Origin of the sequence: uncultured Tateyamaria sp. (assembly GCF_947504105.1) — a bacterium.
GTDB lineage: Bacteria > Pseudomonadota > Alphaproteobacteria > Rhodobacterales > Rhodobacteraceae > Tateyamaria.
Window position 1 is genome coordinate 1 of the sequence record NZ_CANNGP010000004.1, and the last position, 14,396, is coordinate 14,396.

Sequence of the window (14,396 nt, forward strand, 5' to 3'; positions counted from 1 at the left end):
TTGGGGCTCACGCCACGCAACCATTCCAGTGGTGGCAAAGAACGGTTGGGCAAGATCACGAAGATGGGTGACAGGTATCCTTGTCGGACATCATAGCGAAGGGCGGCACCGCCGCGCGCTCGAACGGTCCCATGCGGCTATGGAACGAGGTGTAGAGGCGTCAAAGCGGGCGGATGAATTGCGCAGCCGTGCGGCCAGTGTCGGAAACGGAGGTATCAGCAGTGACGACCCCGACGCGTTGGACCTCCTGCGCGATAAGCTGGCAAACCTGAAACAGTCTCAAACCAACATGAAGAGAGCCAACAAGGTTGTGCGGAAGTGGCACAGGAAGGGTGTCACGCATGAGACCGAGGGCGAGCAGTTTGCAGCTTACTCCGCAGATTTAGAGGCCGTCGCACCGCACTACAGCGCAGCCCTTGCCCGCGAAATGCTGGTTCCGAAGTATGGCCGCGTCGTCGCCTTTGAAAGTTTCAGGCTGACCAACAATAACGCCCGGATCAAGGCCACAGAGCAACGCATCTCGCAGCTTGAACGGGGGGCAGAGGCAGAAACCACCGAACGTGAGATTTTCGAAGGCTGCACCATCGTTGAGAACACCGAGGAAAACCGGCTGCAAATCATCTTCGATGGGAAGCCCGCCCCGGAGGTTCGCACAATCCTGAAAAGCCATGCTTTCAAGTGGGCACCGAGCAAAGGCGCGTGGCAACGGCAGATGACCAATGCGGCCCGCTTAGCAGGCCAACAGGTCGAGCGGCAGCTAAAGGCGCTGAATAAATAAAGCGGCTTAGGTCAATTCGTGCTATCGGGCGCGGATTGACCATCCTCACAAAACAACCGAAAGAAAATACGGCAACGCCGTATTTATTGCTTGCAGAAGGTACGGCATTGCCGTATATTGAGACTATGCAAACCGTTGTATCAACATCCATGTTTCTGACGCAGGCAAAGCGATGTGGCCTGACCGATGACGAGCTACAAAGTATCGTTTCGGCTATCGCGTTTGACCCCGAGGCTGGGGCAATCATGCCGCAGACCGGTGGCGCGCGGAAGGTGCGTCACGCGCGGCAGGGACAGGGTAAAAGCGGTGGCTACAGAACCATTCACTACTTTGGCGGTGGTGACATCCCGGTTTTCATGCTGGCGATCTATGGAAAGAATGACAAAGCCAATCTGACGAAGGCAGAGCGCAACGAACTGGCCCGCATCTTGCCAAAACTGGCAGACGCTTATCGCAAGAGAAAGGATCAATCATGAGCTTTGGAAAAGAACTGATCGAGAGCGCCCAAGAGGCATTGCAAATCGCGGAAGGCAAGGCAGAACCTGCCGCCGTCTTTGTGCCCGAAGCCGTCGATGTGGCGGAAATTCGGAAAGCCCAAGGGCTGACACAAGCAGGGTTTGCCGAACGCTATGGACTTGCCGAAAGCGCCATTCGCGATTGGGAACAAAACCGGCGTCGCCCAGATCGGGCTGCTACACTTCTGTTGAAGGTCATTCAGCAGAAGCCGGAAGTCGTTGCCGAAGCCATCAGGGCATAGCTCGCACGTCCCGTCTTGCACAATGGAGTAGGAAGGAAAACGCAATGTCTATGCACTACAGATTGACCTACCTGGGCGCGTCGCAAGATGGCGAGAAAACAGAAATTGCCACCGTTAGAGAGGGGAGCGACCACCCGTTTCTGACGGTGATCGACGGAATGATTGCATCCGGCGCTTTCAAGTTCGACGACGATATCGAAGATTGGCAAGGCTTCCCAGACGGTGAAGGCTTTGCCAAGCCGTATCAGGCCGCACAACTCTTGGCCGTCACAAAGCAAATCGCAAAGACCGAACAGTTTGTGTTTCCAGAATTGTTTCGAGCTATGCAGGCTATGGACAGGGCCGCTTCAGGAGCGGGACGGATCTACATATCTTACTCCTAGGCGTGCAGCTTGACAGGTTGCGCGCAACGTCCAGTCAACGGGGACAGCCGCCCGCTGTCTTGCTCTGCAGAGTTGACGGGTTTCAATTTTTGGGTCATGAAGGAGGGGTAACCGGAACAAAACGATTACACCGACACGGTCGCCGAAGCTGTAACTTCTGCGGCCGTTTCTATTTTTCAGATCCATGTCATTTTGAGCCTCCGTTTTTGCCGAGGCGCAAAGGCATTCAATACTGGCCCCTCCCCTATCGGGGACCGCGCCCTAGGCTCCGGCCGACAAGCGGCCTCCGCCCCGAGCCCCCGCCCGCCACCAGCCTCCCCGATGGCCATCAAGGAAACCGACCGCCCCTATCTTCTCAGAGAATAAAACAGAGGCAATGGAATACGCATAACCTCGGGAGTTTGGGGGCAGAGCCCCCATTCCCAACACTGAATCGCGTCGCCGCAAGGCGCCCTTTGGATCAGCGCTCCGTCACTGCACGATAATCTCCGGCCCCATCATCAGGGTCGGCAACCAGATCGAAATGGCCGGGATATAGGTCACCATGATCAGGAACACGAAGAGCACGGCCAGGAACGGCAGTGCCGCCCGCACCACCCGCATCATCGGCATCCCCGCCACGCCTGAAGTGACAAACAGGTTCAGCCCCACAGGTGGTGTAATCATCCCGATCTCCATGTTCACCACCATGATGATGCCCAGGTGAATGGGGTCGATCCCCAGCTCAATCGCGATGGGGAACACCAGCGGTGCCACGATGACCAACAGGCCGGATGGCTCCATGAACTGACCGCCAATCAGCAGGATCACGTTCACGATGATAAGGAACACCACAGGGCCAAAACCCGCATCCAGCATCGCACCGGCAATCTGCTGCGGGATCTGCTCGTCCGTTAGAACATGCTTCAGGATCAAGGCATTTGCGATGATGAACATCAACGTAACGGTCAGCTTACCGGCTTCAAAAAAAGCGTGCTTCGTGTCGCGGTGCACCAGCGCCAGCGGCATCCGGGCAAAGTCAGTGGCAATGGAGACAGGGTTCAAATCCAACCCACGCACGATCCGCTCGGCCACCGCGCCCACGGCCGCCAGCGCAAAGCCAATCAGGACAGAGGTGGTCAGATCCAGACCTCCCGACACCAGCCAGATGACGATCCCAAGCGCCAACCCGCCCATCAGCGTGATGCCAGTGAAATTGCCCGCCCTCGGCGCAGCTTTCGAAAACGGCCCCATGTCGCGGTAGATGAAACTGGCGATCAGGAAGGAATAGACCGCGGCCACAGCCGCCGCCTCGGTCGGGGTAAAGATACCGCCATAGATACCGCCCAGAATAATGATGATCAGAAACAGACCGCCCGACGCCGCACCAGCAGAGGAGGCAACTTCGCCCCAGCCCAGCCAGTCGCCCTTGGGCAGGTTCTTGATCTTGGCGATGGCATAGATCGTGACCATCAGCATGGTGCCCGCCATCAGACCCGGAATGACGCCTGCAAGGAACATCCGCCCCACGGACACATCCGTGGCCGAGGCATAGACCACCATCACGATGGATGGTGGGATCAGGATGCCCAGCGTGCCCGCATTGGCGATAACGCCCGCCGCAAAATCCTTGGAATAGCCCACCTGCCGCATACCCGCGATCACGATAGAGCCGATGGCGACAACAGTAGCCGGCGATGATCCGGAGAGGGCCGCGAACATCATGCAGGCGAACACGCCCGCGATGGCCAGACCACCGGGGAAGTGGCCCACAACGGCGATGGAAAAGCGGATAATCCGTTTCGCCACCCCGCCCGTCGACATGAAGGTCGAGGCGAGGATGAAGAAAGGGATCGCGAGCAGCGTGTAGTGCCCCGCCATCGCCTGAAACAACGTCTGCGCAATTGAGGCGAGCGAGGTGTCACTCAGCACCAACAGGAACACGATGGACGACATGCCAAGGGCCACGGCAATCGGCACGCCGATCAGCATCATCCCCACGACGAGGGTAAAGAGAATTGCAACTTCCATGGTCTCAGTCGTCCCGGTTCAGATGTTTGACGTCTTCGATTGCCTCTTCGGCCTCGTGGCTGACAATCAGGCTGGTGGTTTGTCCCCGCCAGACCCGCACCGTCGCCTGCACGAAACGGAACAGCAGCAGACCCATGCCGAAAGGCAGAATGGCGTAGGGAATGAAGCGCGGGATTTTCTCGTAGGCTTCGCCCTCATTCATCAGCGGTTCGATCCATTTCAGCCAGACGGGATGCGGAATATCGACCGTCTCGTACCAACCACGATAGGACGAACGCTTCATCTCTTCGAACCCCGTGGGGAACCAGCGGCCCGTGGTTTGTGGCAGGTTGGCGAAGTTCGCCCAGTAGTCCCACGCGCCTTTGAAAACGAGAAAGGCGTAGGCGATGCAGATGACCCCGGCGACCAATGCGATGACACGACGGACCGGAGCAGAGAAAAGGTTGATGACGGCGTCAACGCCAAGGTTCGCGGTGATCTTGACCGCGTAACTGACCCCGAACAGGACCAGCCAGGCAAAGAGGAAGGTCACCATCTCGAGGCCCCAGATCAGGCCGGTGTTGTAGCCGTAGCGCAGCACCACGTTGATGAAGGTGATGAGTGTCATCAAGGCCAGCAGGATCGCGATGGCCGTTTCTTCGATTTCGTTGACCCAGCGGCCAAAGCCCGAGCCGGGATCATAAGCGCCTGCCATGGTCCTGCCCCCTTCCCCAAATTTTCAAGAAAAGATGGGCCCGGCGGATGTCCCCGCCGGGCCGCGTCGCGTGACCTTTAGTTGGTCGCGGCGTTGATGGCTTGCGCCGCGTCGATATTGTCCTGACCCACGTCGTCCTTGAACTGGTCCCAAACGGGTTTCATCACGGACACCCAGGCTTCGCGCTGTGCGGCGTCCAGCTGGCGCACAGTACCACCGGCGTCGATGATGGCCTGCTTGGCCTCTTCATTGACTTCGAAGGCTTGCGTGTTGCGCGTCGTGGTCACCTCTTCGACGATTGTGGCCAGCTGGGCACGTGCGTCGTCGGGCATGCTGTCCCAGAAATCCGTGGACGTCACGACGAGGTAGTCGATGATGCCGTGGTTCGTCTCGGTGATCCCATCCTGCACTTCAAAGAACTTCTTGCCGTAGATGTTGGACCAAGTGTTTTCCTGACCGTCCACAACGCCGGTTTGCAGCGCGCCATAGACTTCGGAAAAGGCCATGGGCTGGGGCGAGCCACCGATGGCTGCCATCTGCGCCTTGAGCACGTCGGAGTTCTGGACGCGGAACTTGAGGCCGTTGGCATCCGCAGGTGTCATCAGCGGCTTGTTGGCCGACATCTGCTTCATGCCGTTGTGCCAGAACGCCAGCCCTAGCAGACCGCGGCGGGTCATCGATTCCTTCATCGCCTGACCAGTTTCGGAGGCCTGGAATGCGTCAACGGCGTCGATGTCCTTGAACATGAACGGCAGGTCGAAGATGCGGAACTGCTTGGTGAACTGCTCGAACTTCGACAGCGACGGCGCGGCCATCTGAACGTCGCCCTGCAGCAGTGCTTCGAGCACCTGGTCGTCGTTGTAGAGGGTCGAGTTCGGGAACACTTCCATACAGGCGGTGCCGTTCATTTCCTCGTTCACGCGCTCTTGCAGCAGCGAGGCGGCGATGCCTTTGGGGTGTTTGTCAGTGTTGGTGACGTGGCTGAACTTGATGACGATTTCGCCATCGTCACAGGCAGCGGCCACGGCGCCTGCGCTGACGGTCAATGCCAGAGCGGCGGCGGTCAGGAATTTCATTGTCTGTCTCCTCCCAGAGATCGTGTTTTTGGTAGTGTCCCCGCGGGGACAGCGATTTCGATAAAAGCAGAGCGTACGGTGGGGTACATAGAAGGAAGTTCTTAACTTCTTTTTTGAGTTACTTATTTGTTTATTTTCAAAGCACTGGAGTACACAATGAAAGTGGTTTGAGTGTTGCGCCTCCATGGTATGTGCGGAATTTCGCACTGCACCATGCAACACTGTGTGGAAATCCACACAGTGTTAGCGCCGGTAGTCCTCGGGCCGAATCCCGTACTTCTTGAGCTTGTCGTAGAAGGTCTTGCGCGGAAGTCTCAGCGTTTCGGCAGCCGCGCTGGCATGCCCATTCTGTCGCCCAAGCGCCGCAACGAGCAATGATCGCTCAACCCGCGCCATCTGTTCGGCCAAGCCGAGATCAACGGCCTTGGACGCGTCCTCGGGCATGCCCAGCACAAATCGCATGGCGGCACTCATCAACGATCGCGCGTTGCCGGGCCAGTCCTGTGCCATCAGGGCGGCCATATGATCCGGGGCCAGTTCCGGCGGGGTCAGGCCCGCCTGCTCTGCCGCCTGGGCGACATAGTGGCGGAACAGGATGGGGATGTCCTCGGGACGTTCGCTCAGCGACGGAATGCGGATCGGGAACATCTCGATCTTGTAGTAGAGATCGGCGTTCAAGGCCCCCTCTTCCACGGCTGTGCCAAGGTTGCGCGTGCTGCCTGCGATCAGTCGCGGGCCTTCGCCCGCCTCAAGTGCTTCGAGCAGGGCGAGCTGGCTGGCATGGGGAAGCCCGGTGATTTCATCCAGAAACAGGCTGCCGCCCTTGGCCTTGTCCATCGCCTCGGCCAGAGCGTTCGGGCGCAGATCGGCGGCAGCGCGTTTGACAAAAGGCGCCTTGGACCGAAGAGAACTGAGGTGAATGACCTCGGCCACCTTTGAAATACCTGTGCCGGGCGCGCCGGTCACAAGCACCTCGGTTTCCAAAGGGGCCAGCAATCGGACGCGGTCGCGCAGGCCGTTGGCAAGATCGCTTTCGCCAAAGAGCATACGGGCAGCGGGGTCGCCGCTTTCCACCAGTTGGCGCAGGCGGCGGTTTTCCAGAACCAAGGCGCGGGTTTTCACGGCGCGCTCAAGAACGGCCAGCAACTCATTGGGTGCACAGGGTTTTTCGAGGAAGCCAAATGCACCGTCGCGCATCGCCTGCACGGCCATCGGAATGTCACCTTCACCCGTCAGCAGGATCACCGGCAGGTCCGGGTCGATCTTGCGCGTATGTGCCAACAGGTGGAACCCGTCACGCCCCGGCATGCGGATGTCCGACAGGATCACACCGTCAAAGTCGCGTGTGATGTGATCCTTGGCGACCACGAAAGAGCCCGCCGGGATCGGCTCAAGATCTGCAAGCTCCAACGTTTGGGCCAGCGCGTCACGCACGGCGGCGTCGTCATCGACAAGCAGCACCCGAGTGGTCATGCGGCCACCTCTTGCGTCCAGGGTTGCAGATCGACCGTGAACACGGCGCCGTCCGGACCATTTGCGCCATGGATTTCGCCCCCAAAGCTTTGCACGATGCCGTACGAGATCGAGAGACCGAGCCCCATCCCTTCGGATGCGCCGACCTCTTTGGTGGAATAGAACGGGTCGAACACCCGGTCCGGCGTTTCGATGCCGGGGCCAGTGTCGGAGATGATGACTGATGTGCTTTGGATGTCGATGGTCAGAGCGCGTGTGTCGCGCCCGGCCATGGCATCAACGGCATTCGAAATCAGGTTGACGAACACCTGACCCAGCCGCACCTCGCCCCCCGAAACCCAGACGGGTGCATCGGGCAGGTTGACCACAAGCGTAACATCCTCGTTCCTTATGCGGGGTGTGGTCAGTTCGACGGCGCTTTGCACCACTTCGACAAGATCCACGCGCAGCGCAGGTTCGCTTTCTTGCCGGGCAAAGGCGCGCAGGTTCTTGATGATGCGCCCCATGCGGCGGGCCATGTCGGCGATGCGGCCCAGATTATCCTCGGCCCGGTCGGGTTTGTCGCGCTGCAGGAAGGCTTGGGCGTTGTCTGCATAGGTCTGGATCGCCATGAGTGGTTGGTTGAGTTCATGGCTGAGCCCCGCGCTCATTTGCCCCAGCGCACTGAGTTTGCCCGCCTGGACAAGGTCAGCCTGCGCCTGTGCGAGGGCGGCTTGCGCCTCTTCCCGCTCCTCGGCCTCGCGCCGGAGCTGGGTGTTGGTGTCCGACAGCGCGGCGGTGCGTTCGGCAACCCGTTGTTCCAGTTGTGCGTTCGCTTCGGCCAGGGTGCGGCGGCGTTCAGTGGCAAGGAACAGAAGCGCACCGAAGGCAAGGCACAGCCCGGCCACCGCTGCGGCCTGCAGCGTTGCAAGACGGCGTGCCGGAGCGACGTCGACAAGCGCCTCGCCCGTCATGCCGATCACCGGCAAGGGCCGCACAAGGTGCAGGGCGTTTTGCGGCAGATACGGCCCCCAGCCCAGTTGCCAGACCTCGTGCCGGCCCAATTCGTAGCTGTCGAACGGCAGCGCGGGCCCGGTGGCTGGTTGTAGTCCGGGGCCCTCATCCGAGCGCTGCCAATAGACGATTTCGGAACGGTTGGTAATGAACACCCTGTCCCTTGCATCCGTGAAGAATACCGCCGGGTTCGACCCGACCCAATCCCATTCGATCCCGGCCAGGTCCGCCGTCACAACCACGATGCCAGTGATGCGGGATCGCGCATCAAATACGGGTGCGGCATAGGCAAAGACGCGGGTGCCTTGGGCCGTGCGCCCGTTGCCCCAGCCAAGCGCGCCTTGGGCCGCACGGGTCACAAGGGGCGCGATGTCGAGACCAGGCTGATCGGGGCGCGCGGCGGCCAGCACGAGGCCGTCTGCATTGGTCAGACGGATGTCCTGTGCCGCCGTTTTGTCCGCGATTTCAAGGAACAGCGCCTCGGCTTGACTGACATCTTCCCCGGCGAGTGCCGCGTTGACACGCGGGTGATCGGCCACCAGAACAGCCAGTTCACGGTAGCGCTGGAGCTGTCCGGTCAGCCGGTCCGAAGCCAGCGCAAGGTCCGATTGTCCCTGCCGGGCCAGCTGGTCAAGCGCCTGGAAATATCCGTAGCGCCACACGCCCATTGCCGCCGCCGCAACCAACGCAACAAAGCCCAGCACCACACTGATCCGTCTGAGGTATCCGTTTCCCATGACGGCCACATTATCCGCGTGCGTGAAGGCTTGCCAAGGCGCGTCCCGCCTGAGACATGTGCCCCATGTTGATCCAGTCCCCGCACGACCCCGCCTTTGTTCAAGACCCCTATGCCTTTTACGACCGTGCGCGAGCAGATGGCCCGGTGCTGTTCTGGCAGGACTATGGGATGCATGCAGCCTTTGACCACGCCACTGTGCACGCGCTGCTGCGGGACCGCCGCCTGGGGCGTGCTGTGCCGGGGCGCGGGGCGGCCCCCGCCCACCTGACAGATTTCGACGCGGTGGAACGCTATTCACTGCTGGAGTTGGAACCGCCTGAGCATACCCGCTTGCGGCGTCTGGTCCTGCACGCCTTTACCTCCCGCCGGATCGCGGGGTTGGAGGGGGATATCCGCGCCGTCTGCGCCGATGTGCTGGCGAGTTTGCCTGCGGGTACGTTTGATGTGATCCCCACCTATTGCCAGCTTGTGCCCGTGCGCGTAATTGCGCGCCTGCTGGGTGTGCCGGAGGAGATGGGCCCGGACCTGTTGCTGTGGTCTTCCGCGATGGTGGCGATGTATCAGGCGGGCCGTGATCGGGCTATCGAGGATGCGGCGAATACTGCTGCTGCGGAGTTCTCTGCGTTTCTGCGCAGCTATATCAAGGAGCGACGGAACGACCCGCGCGATGATCTGATCACCGAGTTGATCGCGGCCGAGGAAGACGGTCAGACGCTAAGTCACGACGAGATGATCGGAACGTGCATCCTTCTACTGAACGCAGGGCACGAGGCGACGGTGCATAGCTTGGGCAACGCCGTGAAGGCGCTGGTTGAGACCGGACAGACCGATGCACTGGCCCCGGGCCGCGTGGACAGGACGGTGGAAGAGGTCATGCGTTTTGACCCTCCGCTGCATATGTTCACACGCCACGTCTATGAGTCCATCGAAGTGGGTGGTCACAGCCTTGGCCCGGGTGACGAGATTGCCCTGATGCTCGGGGCAGCGGGCCGCGACCCGGCCGTGTTCGACGCGCCTGAGCAGTTCAATCCAGCGCGGGTCAAGAACACCCATGTCGCCTTTGGCGGCGGACTGCATTTCTGCGTGGGGGCACCGCTTGCGCGGCTCGAGATGCAAATCGCCCTGCCCATGTTGTTCGAAACGATGCCAAATCTGCGCATTACCGAAGCCCCGAAATACGCAGACAGCTACCACTTCCACAAGCTGGACCAGCTGATCGTCGCAGCGTGAGTCGGGACCGGGTCAAGGATGGCCGGAGGCCACCGCCAGAGGCGGCTTGTCCTTGATGCGGGTGCGACTCACATCACACTTGATCAGGTCGCTTAAGACGCAAAGCGCCTTAAGCGACCTCTCAGCAAAACTCCCAAACCTTTCAACCGCCACATCACCGAAGGTAAAGCGTCGCGTCTCCACTGGCAGAATATGAAATGCGCGGTAGCGCACATTTTTGAGGCACGCAGCGACGCGCGACTGGATCACGTTTCCAAAGGGAGCATCGTGGTGGATTTGATCTCTTCCATCGACAAGAGCGCCGTGACGTTGTGCACCCGCACCTCGGAAATCAGCGCCTGATAAAACGCATCATAGGCACGTGCGTTTTTCACTCGCACTTTCAATATATAATCGATGTCGCCCGCCAGCCGGTGTGCCTCCTGCACCTCCGGGCGCTCCTGAAGCGCACGCAGGAACTTGGCTTGCCAGTCCGCCTCATGCTCAGACGTGCGGATCAGGACAAAGAAACAAGCCTCGAACCCCAGCGCCTCTGCATCCAGCACAACGGTCTGCTGACCGACCACGCCCGCCTCGCGCAGCTTGCGAATCCGGTTCCAAACGGGGGTCTTCGAAGACCCCACTGCCTTGGCAATATCGTCCAGAGACTGGCTGGCATCGCGCTGCAGCTCGGCCAGAATTTTGCGATCCACCTCATCGATGCGAACAGACATTCCAAAGCGCTCCAAATCGGGAAACAGATGTTCTGCACCTGCACAGAGATAGAACAATCATCCTTATCTGCGCCGCTGTCTAGCAGAAAACCGGGATAATTTCCTATATTGGAGGTCAGTTTTACGGGATTGAGGCCGATATGAACCATTTCCCCATCTTCCTGAACACCGCCGGACGGCGGATCGTGCTGTCAGGCGGCGGCGATGCGGCGCTGGCCAAGCTGCGGCTCCTGATGAAGACAGCGGCCCATATTACCGTCTTTGCGCCAGACGCCGATAACCAGATCAAGGCATGGGCCCAGGACGGCAAATTGCGCCTGATCGACCGCGCCATGGAGCCCGGCGATGCGATGTGCGCAGCCCTCTTCTATGCCGCCGACGAAGATGAGGCGGAAGACAAGCGCACCGCCGCCATCGCCCATGCAGACGGCGCACTGGTCAATATCGTGGACAATCTGGCCGACAGCCAGTTCATCACCCCCGCCATCGTGGACCGCGACCCCGTGACCGTGGCCATCGGCACCGAAGGGGCCGCCCCGGTTCTGGCCCGTGCGATCAAGGCCGATCTGGAAGAGCGCTTGCCTACGTCCCTCGGCACCCTTGCCCGCATTGGCAAGGCATTCCGCAAGGCAGCAGATGTCCTGCCCTTTGGCCGCCCGCGCCGCGACTTCTGGCGCGACTACTATTTCAATGGCGGGCCCAAGGCGATGAGTGATGGCGAAGATGCCGTGCAGCCCGCCCTTGATGGTCTGCTGGCGGATCATCTGATGCGCGACACCCGCAAGGGCCATGTCGCCTTTGTCGGCGCTGGCCCCGGTGACCCGGAACTGCTGACCCTCAAAGCCCGAAAGGCCTTGGATGAGGCAGACGTGGTGATCTACGATCGCCTGATTTCAAAGGAAATCCTGGAACTGGCGCGCCGCGAAGCCACGATGATCGACGTGGGCAAAGAGGCCTTTGGCCCCTCGACCCCACAGGAGACCATCAACGATCTGATCGTGAAACATGGGCTGAAAGGTGCGCAGGTCGTACGCCTGAAATCCGGTGACGCCACTGTCTTTGGTCGTCTGGACGAAGAAATGGATGCAGTGACCGAGGCCGGTGTGGACTATCACATCGTACCGGGTATCACGGCGGCCTCGGCTGCTGTCGCTTCCATCGGTCAGTCGCTGACCAAGCGGGGCCGCAACTCCTCCGTCCGGTTCCTGACCGGCCACGACACCCGCGGCTTTGCCGATCACGATTGGAAGGCGTTGGCCCGCCCCGGTGAGGTGGCGGCCATCTACATGGGCAAGAAATCGGCCCGTTTCATTCAAGGTCGCCTAATGATGCATGGCATTGATCCGGCAACGCCCGTGACCTTCGTGGAAAACGCGAGCCGCGCCGATCAGCAGGTCCTCTCCACCACGGTGGCCGAGATGGAACCGACCCTCACCGAGGCCGGTCTGGGCGGCCCTGCCCTGACCTTTATTGGCCTTGCCCCATGTGCGGCCATCGCCGCCATCCCCGAGATCCCCATGCCCCACATGCAGGAGGCACACTGATGCCCAAAGCGTTCACCCCCAAAGTTGTCACCGCCAACCACTTGCTGGCAGGCGATGTGATCTACCAAACGGCTGATGGCTGGACCCGCAATTTGTCAGACGCCGAAGTGTTGACCGATGTGGCTGATGCCGACTTGCGCCTGATCGAAGCGTCGCAGCAAGTCGACGAGGTTGTAGGTGCTTACCTGGCCGATGTGGCGGTTGAGGACGGTGTGCCTGTTCCCACGCATTTCCGCGAAACCTTCCGGGCCACAGGCCCCAGCAACTACGCCCATGGCAAGCAAGTGGAGCTGTCCTGATGTATAGCTATTCCGAATTCGACACCGCCTTTCTGGCCGAGCGCAACCGCCAGTTCCGTGGGCAGGTGGAACGCCGCGTCTCGGGTGCACTGACCGAAGATGAGTTCAAGCCGCTGCGCTTGATGAACGGCCTCTATCTGCAACTGCACGCCTATATGCTGCGCGTCGCGATCCCCTATGGCACGCTCAACAGCGCCAAGATGCGCAAGCTGGCCGAGATCGGGGAGCGTTGGGACAAGGGCTATGGCCACTTCACCACGCGCCAGAACATTCAATACAACTGGCCCGAGCTGAAGGACGTGCCCGACATGCTGGACGCGCTGGCCGAGGTGGGCATGCACGCCATCCAGACTTCTGGCAACACAATCCGCAACGTGACGGCGGACCATTTCGCAGGCGCTGCGGCGGACGAGATTGCCGACCCGCGCCCCGTGGCCGAGCTGATGCGTCAGTGGTCCACAGATCACCCTGAGTTTCAGTTCATGCCGCGCAAGTTCAAGATCGCCATCACCGGGTCGCCCAATGACCGTGCCGTGACCAAAGCACACGACATCGGCATCCGCATGGTCGAGCGTGACGGTGCGCGCGGCTACGAAATTATCGTGGGCGGCGGTCTGGGCCGGACCCCGATGATTGGCAAAGTTATCAATGACTTCCTTCCCGAAGCTGATCTTCTGCCATATCTTGAAGCCATTGTGTCCGTCTGGAACCAGATCGGCCGCCGCGACAACAAGTACAAGGCGCGGATCAAGATCACTGTGCATGAACATGGCATTGATGAAATACGCCGCCTTGTGGACGAACGGTTCGAAGAGACGCGCAAGACGTTCTCGGGCGTGGACGTGCAGATGCTGCGCGAGATTGAAGAGCATTTCGCGGCGCCTGCGTTCGTTGCAAAGTCGGAGGCACCATTCAAAGACGCCTATCACAACGATCCCGTGTTCCGGTCATGGGCAGATATGAACCTGACGGCGCACAAGGCGGATGGGTACAAGATCGTGTCGATTTCGCTGAAGAAACATGGCGATACCCCCGGCGACGCCACGGCTGACCAAATGCGCCTGATGGCGGACCTTGCCGAAGAGTTCGCCCATGACGAGCTGCGCGTCAGCCACGAGCAAAACGTGATCCTGCCGCATGTGCATGTGTCCGACCTGCCCGCGATCCACGCGCGGCTGAAAGAAGCTGGCCTCGCCACTGCCAATATCGGTCTGATCAGCGACATCATCGCCTGCCCCGGCATGGATTATTGCGCGCTGGCCACCGCCCGCTCGATACCGATTGCGCAAGAGATTGCAACCGCCTTTGACGATCTGAAACGCGAGCACGAGATCGGCGCGCTGAAAATCAAGATCTCGGGCTGCATCAACGCCTGTGGCCACCACCATGTGGGCCATATCGGCATTCTGGGTCTCGACCGTGCAGGTGTAGAGAACTACCAGATCACGCTGGGTGGCGATCATACCGAACAGGCCAAGGTTGGCGATCGCGTCGGCCCCGGTTTCTCGGCTGATGACGTTGTGCCAGCGGTCGAGCGGATCGTGGACACATATCTCGACCTGCGCACCGACGAGACCGAGGAGTTCATCGACACCTACCGTCGCACCGGCCTCACACCCTTCAAGGCCGCTCTCTATCCCGAAACCAAGGTGGCAGCGGAATAATATCCCATGCTTCATCTTGCCAAGAAAACTCTCCCCGAAGGGC

General features: G+C 60.3%; 14 protein-coding genes and 1 pseudogene. 9 read left to right on the top strand and 6 right to left on the bottom strand.

Going from position 1 to position 14,396, the window contains the following annotated elements; translation table 11 throughout:
* From Q1A75_RS03685 to Q1A75_RS03705, 5 genes and pseudogenes are all read left to right on the top strand, one after another.
* A pseudogene (locus Q1A75_RS03685) lies at window positions 1-75 on the top strand (transposase); the annotation flags it as partial.
* Entirely contained in the window at window positions 68-778 is a 711-nt protein-coding gene (locus Q1A75_RS03690) for a DUF3560 domain-containing protein (protein WP_299549118.1), read from the top strand. The pseudogene Q1A75_RS03685 and the gene Q1A75_RS03690, both read left to right, overlap by 8 nt.
* 125 nt (window positions 779-903) lie before the next feature.
* On the top strand, window positions 904-1,254 hold the full coding sequence (locus Q1A75_RS03695; protein ID WP_299549121.1) for a type II toxin-antitoxin system RelE/ParE family toxin: 351 nt from the start codon (window positions 904-906) through the stop codon (window positions 1,252-1,254).
* Complete coding sequence (locus Q1A75_RS03700) at window positions 1,251-1,535, top strand: helix-turn-helix domain-containing protein (protein ID WP_299549124.1); 285 nt, start codon at window positions 1,251-1,253, stop codon at window positions 1,533-1,535. The genes Q1A75_RS03695 and Q1A75_RS03700 overlap by 4 nt, the downstream gene beginning before the upstream one ends.
* A gap of 50 nt (window positions 1,536-1,585) precedes the next feature.
* Window positions 1,586-1,918 (top strand): hypothetical protein, encoded by a 333-nt coding sequence (locus Q1A75_RS03705; RefSeq protein ID WP_299549127.1) that lies wholly within the window; start codon window positions 1,586-1,588, stop codon window positions 1,916-1,918.
* Window positions 1,919-2,389: 471 nt separating this feature from the next.
* Here the strand turns inward: Q1A75_RS03705 and Q1A75_RS03710 are convergent, their stop codons facing one another.
* The 5 genes from Q1A75_RS03710 to Q1A75_RS03730 form a co-directional block, all read right to left on the bottom strand.
* Window positions 2,390-3,928, bottom strand: a complete 1,539-nt coding sequence (locus Q1A75_RS03710; protein ID WP_299549130.1) for a TRAP transporter large permease — start codon at window positions 3,926-3,928, stop codon at window positions 2,390-2,392.
* Between the two features lie 4 nt (window positions 3,929-3,932).
* Complete coding sequence (locus tag Q1A75_RS03715; RefSeq protein ID WP_299549133.1) at window positions 3,933-4,622, bottom strand: TRAP transporter small permease; 690 nt, start codon at window positions 4,620-4,622, stop codon at window positions 3,933-3,935.
* A gap of 77 nt (window positions 4,623-4,699) precedes the next feature.
* The gene (locus Q1A75_RS03720) at window positions 4,700-5,698 is read right to left on the bottom strand and encodes a DctP family TRAP transporter solute-binding subunit (protein WP_299206436.1); all 999 of its coding nucleotides are present in this window, start codon (window positions 5,696-5,698) and stop codon (window positions 4,700-4,702) included.
* A gap of 243 nt (window positions 5,699-5,941) precedes the next feature.
* Window positions 5,942-7,171, bottom strand: coding sequence for a sigma-54 dependent transcriptional regulator (locus tag Q1A75_RS03725; protein WP_299549137.1), 1,230 nt, complete (start codon window positions 7,169-7,171; stop codon window positions 5,942-5,944).
* Entirely contained in the window at window positions 7,168-8,901 is a 1,734-nt protein-coding gene (locus Q1A75_RS03730) for an ATP-binding protein (RefSeq protein WP_299549139.1), read from the bottom strand. Before Q1A75_RS03730 ends, Q1A75_RS03725 begins: the two co-directional genes overlap by 4 nt.
* A gap of 65 nt (window positions 8,902-8,966) precedes the next feature.
* Between Q1A75_RS03730 and Q1A75_RS03735 the strand changes: the two genes are divergently transcribed.
* Window positions 8,967-10,133 (top strand): cytochrome P450, encoded by a 1,167-nt coding sequence (locus Q1A75_RS03735; RefSeq protein WP_299549140.1) that lies wholly within the window; start codon window positions 8,967-8,969, stop codon window positions 10,131-10,133.
* Between the two features lie 245 nt (window positions 10,134-10,378).
* On the opposite strand, the gene Q1A75_RS03740 is transcribed toward Q1A75_RS03735, so the two are convergent.
* Complete coding sequence (locus tag Q1A75_RS03740) at window positions 10,379-10,846, bottom strand: Lrp/AsnC family transcriptional regulator (protein ID WP_299549142.1); 468 nt, start codon at window positions 10,844-10,846, stop codon at window positions 10,379-10,381.
* Between the two features lie 140 nt (window positions 10,847-10,986).
* On the opposite strand from Q1A75_RS03740, the gene cysG reads away from it, so the two are divergent.
* Genes cysG through Q1A75_RS03755 form a run of 3 tightly spaced genes read left to right on the top strand, consistent with a single transcriptional unit; the run spans window position 10,987 to window position 14,353 of the window.
* Window positions 10,987-12,390: a siroheme synthase CysG gene (gene cysG / locus Q1A75_RS03745; protein ID WP_299549144.1), complete on the top strand. Its 1,404-nt coding sequence runs from the start codon at window positions 10,987-10,989 to the stop codon at window positions 12,388-12,390.
* Entirely contained in the window at window positions 12,390-12,689 is a 300-nt protein-coding gene (locus Q1A75_RS03750) for a DUF2849 domain-containing protein (protein ID WP_299549146.1), read from the top strand. The genes cysG and Q1A75_RS03750 overlap by 1 nt, the downstream gene beginning before the upstream one ends.
* Window positions 12,689-14,353, top strand: a complete 1,665-nt coding sequence (locus tag Q1A75_RS03755; RefSeq protein ID WP_299549148.1) for a nitrite/sulfite reductase — start codon at window positions 12,689-12,691, stop codon at window positions 14,351-14,353. Before Q1A75_RS03750 ends, Q1A75_RS03755 begins: the two co-directional genes overlap by 1 nt.
* Window positions 14,354-14,396: the final 43 nt, after the last annotated feature.